The organism is Streptomyces griseoruber (assembly GCF_001514205.1).
Taxonomy (GTDB): domain Bacteria; phylum Actinomycetota; class Actinomycetes; order Streptomycetales; family Streptomycetaceae; genus Streptomyces; species Streptomyces griseoruber.
Map to the genome: position 1 here is coordinate 140,153 of NZ_KQ948781.1, position 17,903 is coordinate 158,055.

The following is a 17,903-nucleotide window of genomic DNA, read 5'->3' on the forward strand; positions in this document are numbered from 1 at the left end:
TCCACGTGCTCGCGAGGCGCTGTGGGTGGGGTGTGACGGGCTCAGGCCAGTTGCTCGGTCATCGACCGGAGCAGGACGAGCTTGTCCTCGTCAGGAGTGTCGGGGGCGGGGTGGAAGGCGACGAGCATCATGCCGTCGGTCCCGGTGATGTGGAGTTTCTCCCGGCTGAGGGTGATGTCCCCGATCTGCGGATGTTGGAAGCACACGGTCGCGTTGCCACGGGGACGTACGTCGTGCCGGGCCCAGAGCTTTTGGAAGAGCGGGCTGGCGAGGGAGAGTTCCCCGACGAGTTCGATGCAGCGCGGGTCGTCTGTGTCTGTGCCGACTGCCTCGCGGAAGCCGGCCAGCAGCGCTGCCGCGGCCCCCTCCCAGTCGGAGAACAGGCTCTGTTCGCCGGGGTCGAGGAAGACATCCCGCAGCCGGTTGCCGCCCGTCACCAGACGTGGGGAGAGGGCGGTGGCGAGCGGGTTGGCGGCGAGGACGTCGAGGTGGCGTCCCTCGATGAAGGCGGGAACGGGCAGCAGTGACAGAAAGTGCGCTGTGCTGGGCGGAACCGTTTCCCGTCGCCGGCGCCGGGCACGGCGAGGACGGTCGGCGGCCAGGCTGAACAGATAGGACCTGGTGTCGTCATCGAGGCGCAGGACACCAGTGAGGGACTCAAGGACCTGCAGGGAGGGGCGGCGGTCCCGGCCGCGTTCCAGGCGCAGGTAGTAGTCGGCGCTGATGCCGGCCAGCATGGCCACTTCCTCACGCCGCAGGCCCGGTACCCGGCGCACGCCCACGACGGGGATGCCTGCTTCCTCCGGGGTGACGAGCTCGCGCCGAGCTCGCAGAAATTCTCCCAGCAGGTTCGGCTGTTCACTCATGCCTTCACGCTATGCCGCCTCCGGCTCGCGTGAGGGGGTCCTGCCACTCCCCTGGATGCCCAGGGATCTGGCTCGGCACGCCGGCCGGCGCAAGGATCAAAGCATCACGATCTTCCGGCTGCCGCCAGGCAGGCCACGAACCCTTGGAAGTGAGGGCGGGCGCAATGCCGATCCCCGAACAGCGTGTCCTCGTCACCGGCGGGTCCGGCTTCATTGCCGGGCACTGCATCCTCCAGCTGCTGGAGCAGGGATACCTCGTGCACGCCACCGTCCGCTCTCTGAAGCGTGAACCTGCTGTGCGTGCGGCCCTCACCGACGCCGGGATGACCCGCGGCGAACGTCTCAGCTTCGTCGCCGCAGACCTGAGAAGCGATGCCGGATGGGCCGACGCCATGAGCGGATGCGATTTCGTCCTCCACGTGGCCTCGCCCCTGCACACCGGGAAGGTCAAGAACGAGCAAGACGTCATCAGCCCGGCCCGCGAGGGCACCCTGCGCGTGCTGCGCGCAGCACGCGACGCAGGCGTCAAGCGGGTGGCGATGACCTCGGCGTTCCACGCGGTCGGCTTCGGACACAAGCACACCGACCGCACGTTCACCGAAGACGACTGGTCGGTGCTCGACGGACCAGGCGTGGACGCCTACGGCAGGAGCAAGATTCTGGCGGAGCGCGATGCCTGGGACTTCGCGGCCTCACAGGGCGGTGCCATGGAGCTCGTGACGCTGCTGCCGGTCGCGGTCATGGGCCCCGTGCTGGGCACGCAGATCTCGGGCGCCAGCCACATCGTGCAACGCAGCCTCAACGGCGACATGCCGGGCTATCCGAACATGTGGGTCCCCATCGTCGACGTCCGTGACGTGGCTCAGGCCCACGTCGCAGCCATGACCAGCCCTACTGCCGCCGGTCAGCGGATCCTGCTCGCCAGCGGACCGGCGCTGTCCATGCACCAGATCGGATCGATCCTGCGATCGCATCTCGGCGACGCCGCCCACCGGGTGCCGACCCGCACCATCCCCGACATGGTGGTCCGGCTGGCTGCTGTCTTCTCCGCGGAGTTCCGGCCGGTCGCAGCAGACCTCAACTACGTCAAGAAGGTGTCGGACGACCGGGCGCGTCGTGTATTGGACTGGCAGCCCCGGTCAACGGAAGAAGCCATCATCTCCTCCGCCCGCAGCATGCTCGCCAAGAAGCTCATCAAGAGCTGACGGTCGTGCGACGGAACCCCTCGGAGGTCGTTCCCTCCCTCAAAATGCGCTTCCTCCTGTATTTCTCGGCACGGATTCGTCGCTCAGTCGGGGCTGATGGAGTGGATGTGACACATGGGCTGCACGAGGCGACAGCTGGGACGGGGTGCGGCTTGCGCCTGTCTCGCTGGTGGACCCGTTCATCCAGCTCGTTCTGAAGATCAACACCCGCGCGGAGCGGAAGGTCGACAAGGAGCTGGACGCCGAGCTGAAGAAGATCCGGGGCAAGGACGGCGACCTGGTGGGCAGAGAAGCTCACCGATGCGGACCGGCGGGCACTGTCCCCACTGTTGTGGACCCACGTGGACCCATACGGCCGGTTCGAGCTGGATATGAACAGTCGTCTGGACCTGGACCTGGACCTGGCCGTCTCGGTAACGGTGCCCGGCCCTCGCCATGCGCAGCCGTTCGAGACCGGATCTCCGATGGCAACTTGCCGCTTCAGGCTTCGTCAGCGAGTGTTTCTTTCGCGTCGGAACCCGCGCCGACGTCTCGGCTCTGGATCGTTGCGGCCGCACGGTGCAGTTCAGTGAGCACCATCCGGACGGCTCGCCGTGCCGCACGTTCAGGGCGGTGGAGCACATCGATACGGCGTCGGGTGTGCACGCCGCTGAGCGGTCTGAGGATTACTGCGGGGTGCGGGCGTGTGGTCCAGCGGGGCATCAGGGCCAGGCCGCCTCCGGCGGCAACGGCTTCGGCGACCACCGCGAATTCGTTGATGCGATGGACGATGTTGAGCCGCCGGTTCGCGGCGGTCGCGATGGCGTCGATGGTGGCCATCAGCGGGAAGCCTTCGTTGACGGTGATCCAGGGTTGATCCGCGACGTCTCCCGGCGTGAGGCGTCGCTTGGCGGCCAAGGGGTGGTCGGTCGGCAGGGCGATGTCGAGCGGTTCACGCAGCAGCGTGCTGGTGGTGACCGTAGTCGGCCACGGTGGCGCTTGGTCGAGACGGTGGGCAAGTACGAGGTCGTAGTCCCGGGTCAGTCGCGGGAAATGGTCTTGCGCGACGTCCTCGTCGGCGAGCGAGAGCTGCGGGCGTCCAGGGCCGGCCTGGGCAAGCAGCAGTGGGAAGAACGAGGCGGCCGCACTGTGGAAAGCCGTTACCGACACTTCTGCGTCCGGCTGGTCGACGAACTCCTCAATGGTGTGCCGTGCTCTGGCCAGCGCGGTCTCCACCTCGATCGCCGCACTGGCCAGGGCTTGCCCGGCATCGGTGAGCACCAACCGCCGTCCGTCACGTTCGGTGAGTGGGACCGGGATCGAGCGTTGCAGCAGCCGTAGCTGTTGGGAGATTGCCGAGGGAGTCATCAACAGCACCTCGGCGGTCGCGGTGACGCTTCCCAGCTCGCCGAGCTCCCGCAAGATCTGCAACTGCCGTTCATTCATCCTCTCAGTGTAGTGATGCTTCAGGATTATTGAAGAACCTCGCACTTGGCTTCAGGGTGGAGGCAATGCATTCTCACAGGTATGACCAGTGACGACAGCACTTACAACAGCCCGGACACAGGTCCCGGCCAGGCGAGTGTCGTTCGGGCAGGCGTGGTGCAGGCCGCCCCGGTTCCGTTCGATCCGGTGGCCACGTTGCGTGTGGTGGAACGGTGGCTGTCCGAGGCAGCCGAGCGGAACCTGGATCTCGTGGTGTTCCCTGAGGCATTCATCGGCGGGTACCCCAAGGGATCGGCGTTCGGGGGTGTGGTGGGCGACCGGACCACTGTCGGACGAGACGAGTTCGCCCGGTATTGGAACGGCGCCGTGGAGGTGCCCGGCCCGGTCACGGACCGCCTGGGCGAACTGGCGGCCGGTGCCCGCACACACCTGGTCATCGGCGTCGTCGAACGGGAATACGGCACGCTCTACTGCTCGGTCCTGTTCTTCTCCGACACAGGAGCCTTGCTCGGGAAGCGGCGCAAGCTCATGCCTACCGGCGCCGAGCGGATGATCTGGGGGTTCGGCGACGGCTCAACCCTTGATGTGCACCGTACGAAGCTCGGACGGCTCGGGGCCGTGATCTGCTGGGAAAACATGATGCCCGCGACGCGGATGGCCATGTATGCGCAAGGCATTGAACTGTACTGTGCGCCGACAGCGGACAGCAGGGAAAGCCACCACGCGACCATGCGCCATGTCGCCATGGAGGGCAGGTGTTTCGTGCTGGCGGCGAACCAATGCCTGCGCACGAGGGACTTCCCGGCGGATCACCCCACGCCGTACGGTGACGACCCGGAGCAACTCATCTCCCGGGGCGGCAGCAGCATCATCGGCCCGCTGGGCGAAGTGCTGGCCGGGCCCGTCCTGGATCAGGAGGTCCTGCTGACCGCGGACCTCGACATGGGACTGATCCCGCGCGCTCGCTACGACTTCGACCCCGTCGGCCATTACGCGCGGCCCGACGTCTTCCGCCTCCACGTGGACACCACGGCCCGCCGCGCCGTACAGACCAACGACAGTCTGAGCCCATCCCCCTCGGCCGACCTGCCCACCACGTTCACCTAGTCGCGTGCCACGCCTGACGGCACGACCGATATGCCCATCCTCACTCAGAGGTATCCCGGCTCCCTTGGACACCGCCCATGAACGCACAGCCCGTCACCATCCCCTCCTTGAACGACATCGCGTCTGCAGCCAGACGGATCCGCAACGTAGTGCGCCGCACACCCGTGATACAGGTGGCGGCCGGGGAACTGGACGTGCCCATCCCCGTCAATCTGAAGCTGGAATTCCTCCAGCACACCGGCTCCTTCAAAGTCCGCGGCGCGTCCAACGCCCTCGCCCTCCTGCGCGCCGCGGAACGCGGCGCGCCGACCGCCGGCGTCTGCTGCGCGTCGGGAGGCAACCACGGGGCCGCCGTGGCCTGGGCGGCGCGCGAAGCGGGCCTGCCCGCCACCGTGTTCGTGCCCGACTTCTCACCCAGGACCAAGACCGACGTCATCGAATCCCTCGGCGCACGCCTGCGCCGCGTCGAAGGCTTCTACGCCGACGCACTGGCAGCCAGCCAGGACCATGCCCGCCACGAGGGCGCCTTCCACATCGACGCCTACGACGACCCGCAGACGGTGGCAGGGCAGGGCACGCTCGGCCTGGAGCTCGCCAAGCAGGTACCGGAGGGGCAGCCCGTGCTGGTCGGGTGCGGTGGAGGAGGCCTGTACGCAGGGGTCGCCCTGGCGCTGGACGGACGCAACCGCGTAACCGCAGCCGAACCGTCCTCAGCGCCCTCGCTCACAGCAGCGCTGGAGGCAGGGGAACCGGTGGACGTGGAAGTCGGCGGGATCGCCTTGGACAGCCTGGGTGCCCGCCGGGCGGGCCGCATCGCCACCGCTGTCGGCCTCTCGCTCGGCATGAAGACCCTCACCGTCGCAGACGAGGACATCGCCGCCGCCCGCGCACTCCTCTGGCAGCGGCTACGCATCGTGGCCGAACCCGGCGGAGCCACCGCTCTCGCCGCGCTGCTCGCCCACCCCGAACACTTCCCGGACGGGGCCACCGTCGTCGTCTCAGGAGCCAACACAGCACCCTCGTCGAGTATCGGCTGCTGAGATTGGTGTTCAACCTCGGCCGTTCACCTGACCCGCTGATCTTGGTTCGTTCCCGGGACAGCAGGGCGGCCGTTCTTCACGCTTCGAGGTGTCGAGCAACGTCGCGTGGAGGAACGGCCGCTGGTGAAGAGTCCCGCCGCTGAACAGTCTGCTGACGCCGCGTTGGGTGTTCTGTCCCACTTTCGTGTCCAGTTCCACGACTGCCTCTACACCCGGGCGGATGCGCTCTTCGAGCTCACCGACGCGGTGCTGTGCTCGGACGGCCCGGTAACGTCGCTGATCGACTTGACGCTCACGGCCGAGCACCGGCGTGAGCACGGAGCCATGTACGACGCGGTCAACCACGGCTGGCTGGAACCGCGCCGCCTGCGCAGGCTACTGGTACGGCAGGCCCTGGGGACCGAACAGAAGATGAAGGGTCTGTATCCGGACAACCAACTGGTGCGGATCAACGGACGGAAGGTCCTCTACCACCTGTCCGGCCTGAGGCTGCGGGTCAGCAGCGCCACCGACCCGCCCACCATCTCTACCCAGAGTCGGCCGTGGACCGTGTGGGGATCATCCAGCAGCTCTACACAGCTGGTCTCGGCAGCCGCCTGATCGCGGTCCTCCGGCCCGCCATCGACGCCCGCCACGTCGACCCCGAGCTGCTGCAACGCTTGCTCGACGAGCGCTCCCGTATCAAAGCGAAGGTCGCCGAATTGCAGGACGCGGGCCGCCGCCTCGACATGCTGATCAATCTCGCCACACACCCGGGTAAGGAGTCGTGCCCCACCTCGCTCGACCATGCGGTAACTCGGGAATCCGCCTCAGCCTGACCACCGGGAGATCTGTGCCTGTCCCGCCATCGTGGCTGACCGAGCCGCTCTGGGATCAATCCTCCGCGCTGTTGCCTGAGCGCCGACTTGCCACCCACCCCGCCTGCCGGGCTGCCATCGCCAACGCATCAGCGACCGGATGGCTACCAGACGACCGGGCCAGTCCTGTCGAAGAAGCCGCCGGTCGGGCCGTCGGCGCCGATCGAGGCCATACGGACGATGATCTCCGTGCCCTCCTCGAGGGTCTGAGTGCCCGAGTGACCGTTGAGGTCGGTGGCGGTGTAGCCGGGGTCGACGGCGTTGAACCGGATGGCGGGGAAAGCCTTGGCGTACTGCGCGGTGACCATGACCAGCGCGGTCTTGGAGGAGTTGTAGTCCAGCGCCGTCACGTGGAACTCCACCCGGCTGGGGTCGGAGGTCGCCGCCAGCGAGCCCAGACCGCTGCCGACGTTGACGACGACCGGGGCACTGCTCACTTCCAGCAGCGGCAGGAAGGCGTGCGTGACGCGCACGACGCCGAAGACGTTCGTGTCGTACGTGGTCGCCATGTCGGCCCCGGTGACCTCGCCGACCGGCTTGCGCGCGCCCACGATCCCGGCGTTGTTGACCAGGACGTCGAGACTGCCGGCGTCCGCGCGGACGAATTCGGCGGCAGTCTTGACGGAATCCTCGTCGGTGACGTCGATCTGAACGAAGCGGGCGCCGAGCCTCTCGGCCGCCTCCCGACCGCGGTGTGCATCGCGTGCCCCGACGTAGACGGTGTGCCCGGCCTCGGTCAGGCGCCGGGCGGCCTCGAAACCCAGGCCCTTGTTCGCTCCAGTGATCAATGTGGTGGTCATGTGTTCACTCCGTGCTCGGTGGGGTGGTGACGCCTCCACCCTCCCCGCACCACGCACGGACAGGCAGTGCCCGCCTCAGCCAGTGGACTGGCAGTACCAGGCTGTCCGGGCACGGCAACGCGATACTGGGACGATGAGCGAATCCAGGGAACTGGGCAGAGCCCTGCATGGCTGGCGGGACCGGATCGCCCCCGCAACCGTCGGCCTGCCCGCGGGCGGAGTACGGCGAGCCGCCGGACTGCGCCGCGAGGAACTGGCCCAGCTCGCCGGCGTGTCGGTGGACTACATCACCCGCCTTGAACAGGGCCGGGCCACCTCCCCGTCGACGCAGGTCATGTCCGCGCTGGCCCGCGCCCTGCGGCTGTCGGCAGCCGAGCGCGAATACCTGTATCTCCTCGCGGGCCAGCCGGCGCCGGGCCCCGGGCAGCTGTCGGCGCACATCCCACCAGGGGTCCGAAGGCTGCTCGACCAGCTGGACGGCTCACCCCTGAGCGTGCATGACGCCGCCTGGAGCCTGATTCTGTGGAACCCGTTGTGGGCGGCCCTGTTCGGAGACGCATCCGCTCTGCGCGGACGCGAGCGCAACATCGTCTGGCGGCACTTCGCCGGCCTGCCCAGCCGGGTCAGTCACACCCCCGAGCAGGAGGCCCGGTTCGAGGCGGCCGTGGTCGCCGATCTCAGGGCGGCCACCGCCCGCTACCCCGCCGATGCCGGCCTGCGCTCCCTGATCAAGGACCTGCGGGGCGTCAGTACCAACTTCGTACGTCTGTGGGACACGGGCATCGTGGGCGTCCATGAGTCGGACACCAAGACCGTCCATCACCCTGACGTCGGCACACTCACCTTCGACTGTGACGTGCTCATAGCTCCTGGCAGCGATCTGCGCGTCGTCGCCTATACCGCCGCTCCCGGCAGCGACGCCGCCGACCGGCTCCGGCTCCTCAACGTCATCGGAACCCAGACCATGACCGAAGACGGCACCCCGGGATAGCAGTCGGCAGGGGCATCCCACCCCCTTGGCCCGCAGCCCGGTGTACCGGCCACCGACGACGGCTCACTGTCAACCCCGACGAGAGGTCGCCAGATGGGCGTGCCTTCATGGTCGTGGGTTCGGGCGTTCGTCCCAGCGATGGGTGGTCCATGCCCATCGGATCAGGCTTGGACAAAACCCTGCCGCCGACCCCCGCCGTTGCCTCGCGGTTCGCCGGCTGGAAGCTCACCGGCCGCGGAAGGCCGGGAGCGGCGCAGTGAGCGGCAGCAACTCCCACTGGTAGCCGGTCCGGTTCTGGTACCGCAGCGCGTTGACGATCTCCCGCATCGCGTAGCGCCCCTGGTGCCTGGAGATCGACGGACGCCGCGCCTTCCACGCCGCGATCAGCGGCTCGATCACGACCCATTCGGCATCGGTCAGGTCGGTCTTGTACGCCTTGCGCTCACCCACCGCCCCAGCCCAACACTGGCCGAGAACCAGATCGCCGCCCTGTGGCGCCTGGACGTCGCGCTGCGGGAGAAGACACAGTGGAAGATGCTCTACGAGTCCGCCGCACGGGCCGACGAGGTGCTGTGCCTGAACGTGGAAGACCTGTACCCGCAGGACAAACGCGGGAAGATCACTGCCAAGGGCGGGGCGACGGGGTGGATTCACTGGCAGTCCGGCACCGCCCGGCTGCTGTCCCGACTCATCGCCCATCGTACCCGCGGCCCGCTGTTCCTCACCGACCGCAAGGCCCCTGCCTGGACGTCGACGTTGGATGTGTGCCCCGAGACCGGCCGGGCCCGGCTCTCCTACCGCCGGGCAGAGGAGATCTTCGAGGAGAACATCCGGTTGTTGGCCAACCCGCTGGCTTCACCTGAGGACATCGAGGACCTGGACGGCTGGACTCTGCACCGACTACGCCACAGCGCCCTGACGCACGACGCCGAGGACGGCACCTCCACCCCGATGCTGCTGGCCCGCTCCCGCCACGCCTCGGTCCGTTCAGGAGCGATACGCCCGACCCGGAGTCGACGCGGTCGCCCGTCACGTCGCGGAACGCGACCCGGCCGCGCGTCGCCGCACGTGACACTTATCGTTTGCGGCTGGTGACAGCGTTCTTACCGGCACCCCCACACCCGGGCAGGTCACCTGGACCGCGACCGCGTTCGGCTTCGCCTACGCCGCCGGCTTCCTGATCGCCGGCCCGCTCACCGACCGCCACGGACCACGCGCGGTGATGTCCGCCGGACTGGTGGCGGCCGCGGCCGCCACAGCCGCGGCCGGCACGGCCCTCGACCTGACATGGGCCGTCGTCCTGCGCGTCGTCCAGGGACTGACGGCTGCCGCCTTCGCACCGGCCGCGTTCTCCTACATCGCCCACCACATCGCGCCACAACGGCGCCCGATCGTCCTGACCTGCGTCACCAGCGGCATGCTCGGTGCCGCCGTCCTAATGCAGATCGCAGCCCAAGCCGTCGCTGCCGGATCCGGATGGCGCGCGGTATTCCTCCTCAGCGCCGCCCTCATGGCGCTGAGCCTGCTGCTTGTGCGCCGCACCCTGCGCCCCACACCGCGCCCGGACACCGGAGGCGGCCTGCTGCACGCCTTCGCCGCGATGCCCCGACTGCTGCGACGGGGTAGGCTGGTCGCCCTGTACGCGGCCACCGTGACCCTGATGGCCGCCTTCGTCGCCCTCTACACGGCTGTGGCCGTCGCGGGACCGCCCGGCATCTCCGGGAACCCCACCGCGATCCTCGCGCTGCGGGCCAGCGCGCTGCCGGCGCTCGTCGCCGTCCCGCTGCTCGCACCCCTCCTGTCACGGCTCACCGCACCGAAGCGGCTGGTACTCGCCCTGGGCACTGCCGCCGTCGCCGTGGCGGCCGCCTCGGTGCTGGGCGGGCACACGATCCTGCTGGCGGTGGCGTTGCTGCTGTTCGTGGCCGTCGTCGCGGCCGCGGCGCCCGCCGTCGTCGAGACCGTCAACGCCACCGCCCCGCACGCACGCGGCGCGGCCGTCGCTCTCTACGCGTGCAGCATGTTCATCGGCGCCAGCCTGGGACCCCAACTGGCCGGCGTCCTCACCGGACAGGGCTTCAGCACGATCCTGCGCGTCGCCGCCGCCGGACTCCTCTTGGGCGCCGCCCTGGCCTGGCCGGCCACGCGCCACCAGCCCACCGAGTAACAGCCGACACGCACAGGGGAGTCCCCCGCACCCTGGGGTGCGGGGGACTCCCCTGTGCGTGCCTCCGGTCTACCGCTCCGAGGCGTTCTCCCGGCTCCGGGTCGCGTGGAGACTCCCGAGCAGGGCCAGCGCCTGCGCGCTCGTGCTCCCCGGGACGGCGTGGTAGACCACCAGCTGCTGGCCCGGAGCGCCGCGTACGTCGAAGGTCTGGTAGGTGAGATCGAGGTGTCCGACATCGGGGTGGAGCAGTTCCTTGCCGTCGCGTGACTTCTCGTGGACGGTGTGCGAGGACCACAGGGCGGCGAACTCCTCGCTCTCCTCGGCCAGCGACGCGACCAACTCCTGCAGGCGCGCGTAGTGCGGGTCGAGACCCGTGGCGTGGCGCAGCCCGGCGACGACCGCCTTCGCCGCCCGATCCCACCGGGTGAAGAAACTCCGGGCGGCGGGGTCGAGGAACGTCATGCGGGCCATGTTGTCCACGGTCTCGAACGGTGAGAACAGGGCGTCGGCCAGCGCGTTCGAGGCCAGGAAGTCGTTGGCCGGGTTCAGGACGAACGCCGCGGCGTTCGCGTGCCCGTCCAGCAGCTGCCGCAGCGCGGTACTCACCGCTTCTCTCGGCTGGGGGCGCTCACCTTCCGGCGCGGTGCCCGCCAGGCGGAACAGGTGCTCCCTGGCCGCGTCGTCCATCAGCAGCGCGCTGCTGATCGCTTCGAGGATCTGTGCGGACGGGCCGCGCTCGCGGCCCTGCTCAAGGCGGGCGTAGTAGTCGCTGTTCATGCCCGCCAGGACGGCGACCTCCTCCCTTCGCAGCCCCGCCACCCGCCGGGCGCCGTACGAGGCGAGCCCGACGTCGTCGGGGCGCAGGCGGGCGCGGTGGGCGCGCAGGAAATCTCCGAGATCGTTGCTGGTCACCCTCCCAGGCTAAGCCGCCCCCTGCCCGGCGTGCCTGGGTGCGCCGTACCCCGGCACGACTCGTCCTGGCACCCGTTCCACGACCCGCCGAAGGTGGTGTCACCATCCCGCGAACGACAAGGAACACATCGTGAGACACCAGTCGAACCCGCCGCAGAAGCCCGCCGGGCAGCAGAGCAGTGCCGTGGACGCCGTCGACGTGGTCGGGATGTGGGTAACCGCGGACGGGCACATCCGCCAGGAGTTGCGCGCCGACGGCCGCTACGACGAGGCCCGCGGCTCCCGCCGCAGCGCCTACACCGGCCGCTACACCGTGACGGGCAGCCACCTCGACTACGTCGACGACACCGGCTTCACCGCCACCGGCGACATCCGCGACGGTGTCCTCTTCCACGAGCACCTCGTCCTCCACAAGGAGGACCAGGCATGACCGGCAGGACCAGGACGATCCTGATCACGGGTGTCAGCAGCGGCCTCGGCCGCGCCTTCGCCACCGCCGCCCTCGACGCCGGCCATACCGTCGTAGGCACCGTCCGCAAGGAGGCGGACGCGACCGCCTTCACCGCCCTGCACCCCGAGCGCGCGCATGCCCGCGTCCTCGACGTCATCGACGACGCGGCGGTCCGCGCGACGGTGGATGAGGTGGAGCGGTCCGTGGGCCCGATCGACGTGCTGATCGCCAACGCCGGATACGGCCTGGAGGGAACCTTCGAGGAGACCCCGCTGTCCGCACTGCGCGCCCAGTTCGACGTCAACGTCTTCGGCGCCGCCGCCACCGTCCACGCCGTCCTGCCCCACATGAGCGCACGCCGCCGAGGGCACGTCCTGGCCGTCACCTCCATGGGCGGCCTGGTGAGCTTCCCCGGCGTCTCCGCCTACTGCGGCAGCAAATACGCCCTCGAAGGCATCCTCGAAGCCATCGGCAAGGAAGTCGCCCCCTTCGGCATCCACGTCACCGCCGTCGAGCCCGGTTCCTTCCGCACCGACTGGGCGGGACGCTCGATGATCCGCACGCCGCGGACCGTCCCCGACTATGACGACCTCTTCGCACCCCTCCGCGCCGCCCGCCAGCAAGCCAGCGGCCGACAGCCTGGCGATCCGGCCAGGGCAGCCGCCGCCGTCCTGCACATCCTCGACGCCCCCGACCCGCCCGCCCACCTCGTCCTCGGTTCCGACGCACTGCGCCTGGTCCGCGCCGGACGCGACGCCGTCGACCGTGACCTGAATGCGTGGGAGGACCTCGCCCGCTCGACCGACTTCCCGCAAGAAGGCACCACCAGCGGGTAGGGGCAGAGGGGGCGCCTCTGCTTCAGTGGGATCGGAGCTGCTGACTTCGAGAACAGGACTGCCCTGAACTCTTGAACCGGGCCCGTCTCAGCTGTGGCCGGACGGCTGTTGCTCGCTCCCCAGCAACCGGGTGTTCTCCACCATGAGGCGTTGAACGACGTTGCGCAGTGCCAGCAGTTCTGTGTCCGCGCGTCGCACTGCGGCCAGGGCCTGGTCCCGCTCTCTGCGCAGAACCTCAACCTCGCCGTTTCGGCTCGGTGCCGACGCCAGGTCGCCCAGCACGTCGGCGGCGAGGTCGCGAACGCGGACGGCGCGTAGCTCGGCTCTCGCTGCTTCGAGGTCGCGGCGCAAGGCCGTGTTCTGTTCGAGCAGCATGCGGTTTTCCACCGCCAGGCCCGCGTCCTGGCGGGCTGCTGCTGCGGTCGCGGCCCGGGTCCGGTCGCGGTCGAGGTGCGCGCGGACGGCTTCCGCCTCGGCCTTGAGGTCTTGGTGCCGTTGCAGGTACTGGGGGTTGACCGCGGCGCGTCGGGTGATTTCCGCGTCGGAGAGCGGCCCGCGGGTCTTGCGCATACCGGCGATGACGGCCAGCACGCGCTGCCGGCACGCTTCGCTGTCCGCCCGGCGCCGGGCCGCGGCGGCCTGCCGGCCCGCGTCCAGGGCGGCCGTTCGCCCGGCGGCCCGGTTCGTCGAGGCCGGTGCCTGGGGGATGCGGGCGCCGGTCACTTGGCCTCGCCGGTCAGCAGGATCGGGTCGATGGTCGGCTGGGCCAGCTGCTGGCGGCCGGCCAGGACAGCGGCGACGGGGATCACGGTCAGGAACCGGTCCCGGCTGTGGAGCCATGCCTCGACGGTGGCCTTGTCCTCCTCGGTCAGCGAGCCGAGGTCCGTCTCGCACTTGTTGATGAGTTCGTCGATCTGCACGAGTTCCTGGCGCAGAAGCTCCGTGTTCGCCCGGCCCAGTGGCCCCGGCACGAGCACGCTGCCGTAGGCGGCCTCCAGCCGGGCGAGCTGCTCGGCCCTGGTGTCGCGCAGCTGGCGCAGGTCGGGGAGCTGGGTGAAGTCGGTGGTGAAGAACTTGCAGGAGAAGCACCGGTAGTAGACCGGGCAGCCGTGCCCGTCGGCGCGGACGTTGTTCATCTCGTGGCACGTCCCACCGGGTACCGGGACCTGGCCCACGCCCGCGCGGGCGCGGTCGGCGAGGTCGTCGGCCGGGGTGCGGGCGCGAAGCCGGCCGCCGGAGATGTCGAACTGGTACTTGGCGGCGATGGCCCGCACGGCATCCACCCTACGGGGGTGGGAGACTCGGTAGTAGATCTGCGTGGTGGAGGGCTCCTGGTGAGCCATGAGGACTTGCAGGATCTCCAGTGGCACCCCGGCGTCGGCGCGCAGCTGGGCGTAGGTGTGCCGGAAGGCGTAGGGGAAGACGCGGGAGCGGTCGAAGTCCTGGCCGTGCTCGTCGACGAGCTGGGTGATGCCGTCCATCCACACCTCCAGCCAGTACCGGCTCGTGCTGGAGTCATAGGGGCGCTCCCCGAGCTTGTTCGCGCGCGAGCGCCGCGGTGTGGGGAACAGCAGCATCCGCTGCGAGAGCGGTCGGCCTTCGGTGTCGAACCACTGCGGGAACTCCCGGCGCAGGTAGTCCTGCTGCCGGGAGATCACCTCGACATCGGTGAGGTGCAGCGGCAGCTTGTGCCGTCGGCGGACCTTCTGCATCCAATAGACGAGGAAGGGGTAGCGTCGGCGCTGCACACTGCCGTCGGGCGCCTCGATGTCGACGTCGTGCCACTCGACGCAGTCGAACTCCAGATGCCGGGCCTCCCACGGACGCCGGCCCACCCGCAGGGACAGCTCGACGAAGCCGCGGGGCGTGCCGTCGGGGAGCAGGGCGAGGTTGTCCTCGGCCATCAGAGCTAGGAACACCGTCTCCGGCAGAGCGTCCTGGGAGCGGCCCTCCAGTTCGCTGTCCGTGTCATCGCGCTCCGGGAACGGCGGTACCTCCTGCGCCAGCAGGTGCACCCCGCCCGCGCCGGCCTCCGCCAGCCACGCCCGGCCCTGATCCAGGATGGCACGCAAGGTGTGCACCAGGTCCCAGTGGCGCTGCGGGGTCACCAACAGCGGACCGGCCCCGGCCAGCGACGGCAGCAGACGCTCCCCGACCACCGCGCGCCGCGGGTCGTCGACGGCCAGGGCCTCGTAGTCGTCCGTGTCGCGGGCGCGTTCGGCCAGCCACTGCAGGTACAGCGTCATGCCCGCCCGTCCGACCTTCGCCGGCTGGCGTCCCTCGTCCGGCAGGGTGCGCAGGAACATCGCGAACCAGCGGGCCGCGTAGCCGGCTGACTTCAGCCGGGCCGGGGAGGACTCGGAGGAGGCCAGCAGCAGGACGTGCTGCTGGGCAAGGTGCAGGAGCCACGGGGCGTGCACGTCGCTGAGGTCGACGGTGCCACCCCGGTAACGCGGGTTGAGCACGTTGAGACGGATCACCGTACGCGAGTGCTCCACGTCGCGATCGGCATCCAGAAGGGGCAGAGACCGTTGCCACAGACGAAGGAAGGTCGTCTTCTGGCCCTTTCTGGGGAGGTCGGCCGCGAGCAGATCGGTCACCGAGTGGTCCACCAGCCACCGGATGGCGGCTTTGACCTGCAACGGGCTGACACGGCCGCCCTGCCGCAGCTGGGTCTCGTAGCCGCGCAGGACCTGGACGCGCAGTGCTTCCGCGAGGTCGCCCAGGGGGACGATGCCCATGGTGGTGTAGATCGCCGGTGCCGACAGTGCCCATTGCGGCAGATCGGGTCTGCCCGCGTGGGCCCACTGCCGCTGGTGCGGAGTGCACAGCCGCGTGCCCTTCTGCATCGCCCAGCGCGAGCACACCCGTACGACGCACTCGCCCAGCCCCGGACGCGGTGGTGGACCGGTGGCCAAATACTCCTGAACCGTCAGCCCCGCGACCCTTCGAGCGCCGGCGCAGCTCTTGCACAGCCCGCTCGCCTCCGCCGGCCGCGGGCAGCCGACCGCGCACGGCTTCTCGCCCAAGATGCGGCGCGGGGCAGGCGCGGGTGCGTTCGAGCACCAGGACTTGATGTCGCCGGGTGAACCGGCCTTCTGCCAGGCTGCCGAGCACCGCCAGCACAGCCAAGGAGACGTTTCCGCAGGGCGGTCGCAGGCGGGGTGGGCGCACGCCCGCAGGGTGTGCCAGTCGGCCCCGAGCGGGAAACGCAGCTCAAGGGTCGCGCGATCCAGTCCGTGCTCGACCAGGTACGCCCAGTCCGGCTCGGGCGCCAAGGCGCTGGAGGGCAGGCTCGGGGCCGGTGAGGTCATGACGGTCCGAAGAACCGGTCGGAGACGGCGTTCGCGGCGATCACGGTCTTGGCGTCGGAGACCGTGCGGTAGACGTCTTGGCTGGTGACGTCGCTATGGCCGAGCAGACGCTGGAGGACATCGCGAGCGATGTCCAGGTCGGCGGCTGTCTCGCCGAAGGTGTGCCGGAGCATGTGCGGGTGGAGGTGGCGCAGGCCGGCGCGTGTGGACAGGCCGGCCAGCAGGTCCTGCACCCGACGGGCGCTGAGCGCTTCGCTGCCGGGAGCGCCGGTGGGGCCGGGAAAGGTGACGAAGGCCCACGGGCTGGCGCCCGCTCGCCGGACAGTCCTGCGCTCCCGCAGCCAGTCGGCGTATAGCATCTCCACCGGGCTGGGCACGGGCAGGATGACGGTGCCGCGGTTCTTGTTGGCCGCGCCCTTCGGATGCCCGCCGCGCTTGCGCAAGTGCAGGTGAGAGCCCTGCAGGTAGGAGCACTCAGGCACCGTGCGGCCCGCCGGAATGAAGTGGATGTCCTCGCGCTTGAGCGCCACCAGCTGCCCGACACGCAACGCGCAGCAGGCCATGATCGCCACCATGCAGCGGTCCCGGGCGGTCTCTGCCGCCTCCAGGACCTTGGTGAACTCCTCCTGGGTCGCTGCCGGCGGCCGCGCCGAGGCGTGACTCGGCCGCGCATCCACACGAATGCGCGGCCTGACCGCGACGGCCCCGCCCGACTGGGCCGGGACGGTCGTGAACAGCGCGTCGACGACCGCGGCCTCGACGCGCCCAAGGTCTGCCAAGTGCAGGTAGAACCCGTGAATCGCAGCCAGGGCCGGCGCGAGCGTCGCATCTTCCGGCAGCCGTCCGTACCCACGGCCGCTGGTCGCCCGCGGTGTGGTCCGCAGGTGCATCACATAGGCCGGAAGCCGGAAAGCAGCCTCGTGCCTGGAGAATCCGCGCTCATCCGCCCAGACATGAAACCGCTTCAGGTGACCGGCGTAGGTCTTGGTCGTCGACTCCTCGCGGGCCCGACCGAACCGCAGGTGACGAAGATGGTCGTCGACATCGCCGACCACAGCCAGAGTGGGCCCAGCCAAGACCGTCCAGTAAGCGAGCTCGTCGCTCACCGGGACGCGCACGATCTCCGCGTGCATCGGCGCCAGCATGATCACGCTGGGACTCTACGGGCGCCGTAGGACCAGACCCACAGAATCGAGAATCCCGGGACGCCCAGCCGAACTATCTGATAGCTGCCACATAGCGGCCACCCACGGCGGGCGCCCGTCGTGGAGAACCAATAGGTCGACCTACGGCCGACCCCATCTACTCACTGAGCGGTCTTACGACGATCAGTACGAGTGAGTCGACGCGTTGAGTACGTGCGCAGAAGCCTCGCCGGCGCGCATCGCCGACCGCACCACTGCATCGACGCACCAGCACCGTCCCTGAAAATCCATGCTCGCCACGAAGCTGAACTGCCTATGCTCCAATTCATGCGAAGCGTCTTCGTGTTCCCCACAGGTGAGCGAGCTGAGACCGTCGCCTCGCTCGATCGGCATCTGCCCGAGCAGCGCGATCCGTGGACTCTGGACGGCAACCTCTACATCAACATCGACGATGAGCAGACCGGCTACCTCTTCTCCGACTGGGATCCCGAAGATGTGGCGATCCTCGAAGCGGCCATCGGACATCACCCCACGTGGGCGGTGGAGATCGACATCTCCGGGCGGATCGACGGCACCGCAGAGGTTCACCAAATGATCGCTCTGCTGCTTGAGCATGGAGGCGTGGCAATGGACGACTACACCACCCACCCATGGACCCTGCCGGAAATCCTGTCTGGAGCAGTGATCGACGGCCTGCGCTTCTTCGACTTTCGCGGCTACCACGAACTCCACCGCGAACACGGGCGCTTCTGACTCGATCACCTCACCGGGGCAAGTTCAGAGAAGC

General features: G+C 69.3%; 18 protein-coding genes and 2 pseudogenes. 12 read left to right on the top strand and 8 right to left on the bottom strand.

Going from position 1 to position 17,903, the window contains the following annotated elements; genetic code table 11:
- Positions 1–41: 41 nt before the first annotated feature.
- Positions 42–866 carry a helix-turn-helix transcriptional regulator gene (locus AQJ64_RS37180; RefSeq protein WP_055634655.1) on the bottom strand — a complete coding sequence of 275 codons (825 nt, stop codon included), beginning with the start codon at positions 864–866 and terminating at the stop codon, positions 42–44.
- A gap of 164 nt (positions 867–1,030) precedes the next feature.
- Between AQJ64_RS37180 and AQJ64_RS37185 the strand changes: the two genes are divergently transcribed.
- The gene (locus AQJ64_RS37185; RefSeq protein WP_055634654.1) at positions 1,031–2,071 is read left to right on the top strand and encodes an SDR family oxidoreductase; all 1,041 of its coding nucleotides are present in this window, start codon (positions 1,031–1,033) and stop codon (positions 2,069–2,071) included.
- A gap of 480 nt (positions 2,072–2,551) precedes the next feature.
- On the opposite strand, the gene AQJ64_RS37190 is transcribed toward AQJ64_RS37185, so the two are convergent.
- Positions 2,552–3,496, bottom strand: coding sequence for a LysR family transcriptional regulator (locus AQJ64_RS37190; protein ID WP_055634653.1), 945 nt, complete (start codon positions 3,494–3,496; stop codon positions 2,552–2,554).
- 81 nt (positions 3,497–3,577) lie between these two features.
- On the opposite strand from AQJ64_RS37190, the gene AQJ64_RS37195 reads away from it, so the two are divergent.
- The 5 genes and pseudogenes from AQJ64_RS37195 to AQJ64_RS49860 form a co-directional block, all read left to right on the top strand.
- Positions 3,578–4,603, top strand: a complete 1,026-nt coding sequence (locus tag AQJ64_RS37195) for a carbon-nitrogen hydrolase family protein (RefSeq protein ID WP_059203356.1) — start codon at positions 3,578–3,580, stop codon at positions 4,601–4,603.
- A gap of 77 nt (positions 4,604–4,680) precedes the next feature.
- Entirely contained in the window at positions 4,681–5,643 is a 963-nt protein-coding gene (locus AQJ64_RS37200) for a serine/threonine dehydratase (RefSeq protein ID WP_055634651.1), read from the top strand.
- A gap of 162 nt (positions 5,644–5,805) precedes the next feature.
- Complete coding sequence (locus AQJ64_RS51885; RefSeq protein WP_055634650.1) at positions 5,806–6,243, top strand: transposase; 438 nt, start codon at positions 5,806–5,808, stop codon at positions 6,241–6,243.
- Positions 6,195–6,461, top strand: coding sequence for a hypothetical protein (locus AQJ64_RS37210; RefSeq protein ID WP_206189724.1), 267 nt, complete (start codon positions 6,195–6,197; stop codon positions 6,459–6,461). Before AQJ64_RS51885 ends, AQJ64_RS37210 begins: the two co-directional genes overlap by 49 nt.
- 14 nt (positions 6,462–6,475) lie before the next feature.
- Positions 6,476–6,603 (top strand): annotated as a pseudogene (locus AQJ64_RS49860) (IS5/IS1182 family transposase); the annotation flags it as partial.
- Between the two features lies 1 nt (position 6,604).
- On the opposite strand, the gene AQJ64_RS37215 reads toward AQJ64_RS49860, so the two are convergent.
- Positions 6,605–7,300 carry an SDR family NAD(P)-dependent oxidoreductase gene (locus tag AQJ64_RS37215; protein ID WP_055634649.1) on the bottom strand — a complete coding sequence of 232 codons (696 nt, stop codon included), beginning with the start codon at positions 7,298–7,300 and terminating at the stop codon, positions 6,605–6,607.
- Between the two features lie 133 nt (positions 7,301–7,433).
- Here AQJ64_RS37215 and AQJ64_RS37220 point away from each other — a divergent pair, with 133 nt between their 5' ends.
- Positions 7,434–8,291, top strand: coding sequence for a helix-turn-helix transcriptional regulator (locus AQJ64_RS37220; protein ID WP_055634648.1), 858 nt, complete (start codon positions 7,434–7,436; stop codon positions 8,289–8,291).
- Positions 8,292–8,516: 225 nt separating this feature from the next.
- Here AQJ64_RS37220 and AQJ64_RS49330 read toward each other — a convergent pair whose 3' ends face one another.
- A complete protein-coding gene (locus AQJ64_RS49330; RefSeq protein ID WP_055634647.1) occupies positions 8,517–8,741 on the bottom strand; it encodes a transposase in 225 nt (74 codons plus the stop codon).
- A gap of 84 nt (positions 8,742–8,825) precedes the next feature.
- Between AQJ64_RS49330 and AQJ64_RS37230 the strand changes: the two genes are divergently transcribed.
- Together AQJ64_RS37230 and AQJ64_RS37235 are read left to right on the top strand one after the other, a co-directional pair.
- Complete coding sequence (locus AQJ64_RS37230; protein ID WP_397805430.1) at positions 8,826–9,386, top strand: site-specific integrase; 561 nt, start codon at positions 8,826–8,828, stop codon at positions 9,384–9,386.
- Positions 9,387–9,420: 34 nt separating this feature from the next.
- Positions 9,421–10,458 (top strand): annotated as a pseudogene (locus AQJ64_RS37235) (MFS transporter); the annotation flags it as partial.
- Between the two features lie 69 nt (positions 10,459–10,527).
- Here the strand turns inward: AQJ64_RS37235 and AQJ64_RS37240 are convergent.
- Positions 10,528–11,370 (bottom strand): helix-turn-helix transcriptional regulator, encoded by an 843-nt coding sequence (locus AQJ64_RS37240; protein WP_055634646.1) that lies wholly within the window; start codon positions 11,368–11,370, stop codon positions 10,528–10,530.
- Between the two features lie 208 nt (positions 11,371–11,578).
- Here AQJ64_RS37240 and AQJ64_RS37245 point away from each other — a divergent pair, with 208 nt between their 5' ends.
- Positions 11,579–11,800 carry an Atu4866 domain-containing protein gene (locus AQJ64_RS37245; protein ID WP_055634674.1) on the top strand — a complete coding sequence of 74 codons (222 nt, stop codon included), beginning with the start codon at positions 11,579–11,581 and terminating at the stop codon, positions 11,798–11,800.
- On the top strand, positions 11,797–12,657 hold the full coding sequence (locus AQJ64_RS37250; protein ID WP_055634645.1) for an oxidoreductase: 861 nt from the start codon (positions 11,797–11,799) through the stop codon (positions 12,655–12,657). The genes AQJ64_RS37245 and AQJ64_RS37250 overlap by 4 nt, the downstream gene beginning before the upstream one ends.
- Before the next feature lie 87 nt (positions 12,658–12,744).
- On the opposite strand, the gene AQJ64_RS37255 is transcribed toward AQJ64_RS37250, so the two are convergent.
- The 3 genes from AQJ64_RS37255 to AQJ64_RS37265 all read right to left on the bottom strand — a co-directional run bounded on the left by AQJ64_RS37255 (position 12,745) and on the right by AQJ64_RS37265 (position 17,116).
- The gene (locus AQJ64_RS37255) at positions 12,745–13,380 is read right to left on the bottom strand and encodes a hypothetical protein (protein WP_055634644.1); all 636 of its coding nucleotides are present in this window, start codon (positions 13,378–13,380) and stop codon (positions 12,745–12,747) included.
- Entirely contained in the window at positions 13,377–15,575 is a 2,199-nt protein-coding gene (locus tag AQJ64_RS37260) for a site-specific integrase (protein ID WP_159060331.1), read from the bottom strand. Before AQJ64_RS37260 ends, AQJ64_RS37255 begins: the two co-directional genes overlap by 4 nt.
- A gap of 392 nt (positions 15,576–15,967) precedes the next feature.
- Positions 15,968–17,116, bottom strand: a complete 1,149-nt coding sequence (locus tag AQJ64_RS37265; protein WP_240512673.1) for a tyrosine-type recombinase/integrase — start codon at positions 17,114–17,116, stop codon at positions 15,968–15,970.
- Positions 17,117–17,443: 327 nt separating this feature from the next.
- On the opposite strand from AQJ64_RS37265, the gene AQJ64_RS37270 reads away from it, so the two are divergent.
- Positions 17,444–17,869: a hypothetical protein gene (locus AQJ64_RS37270; RefSeq protein ID WP_157880956.1), complete on the top strand. Its 426-nt coding sequence runs from the start codon at positions 17,444–17,446 to the stop codon at positions 17,867–17,869.
- Positions 17,870–17,903 lie beyond the last annotated feature (34 nt).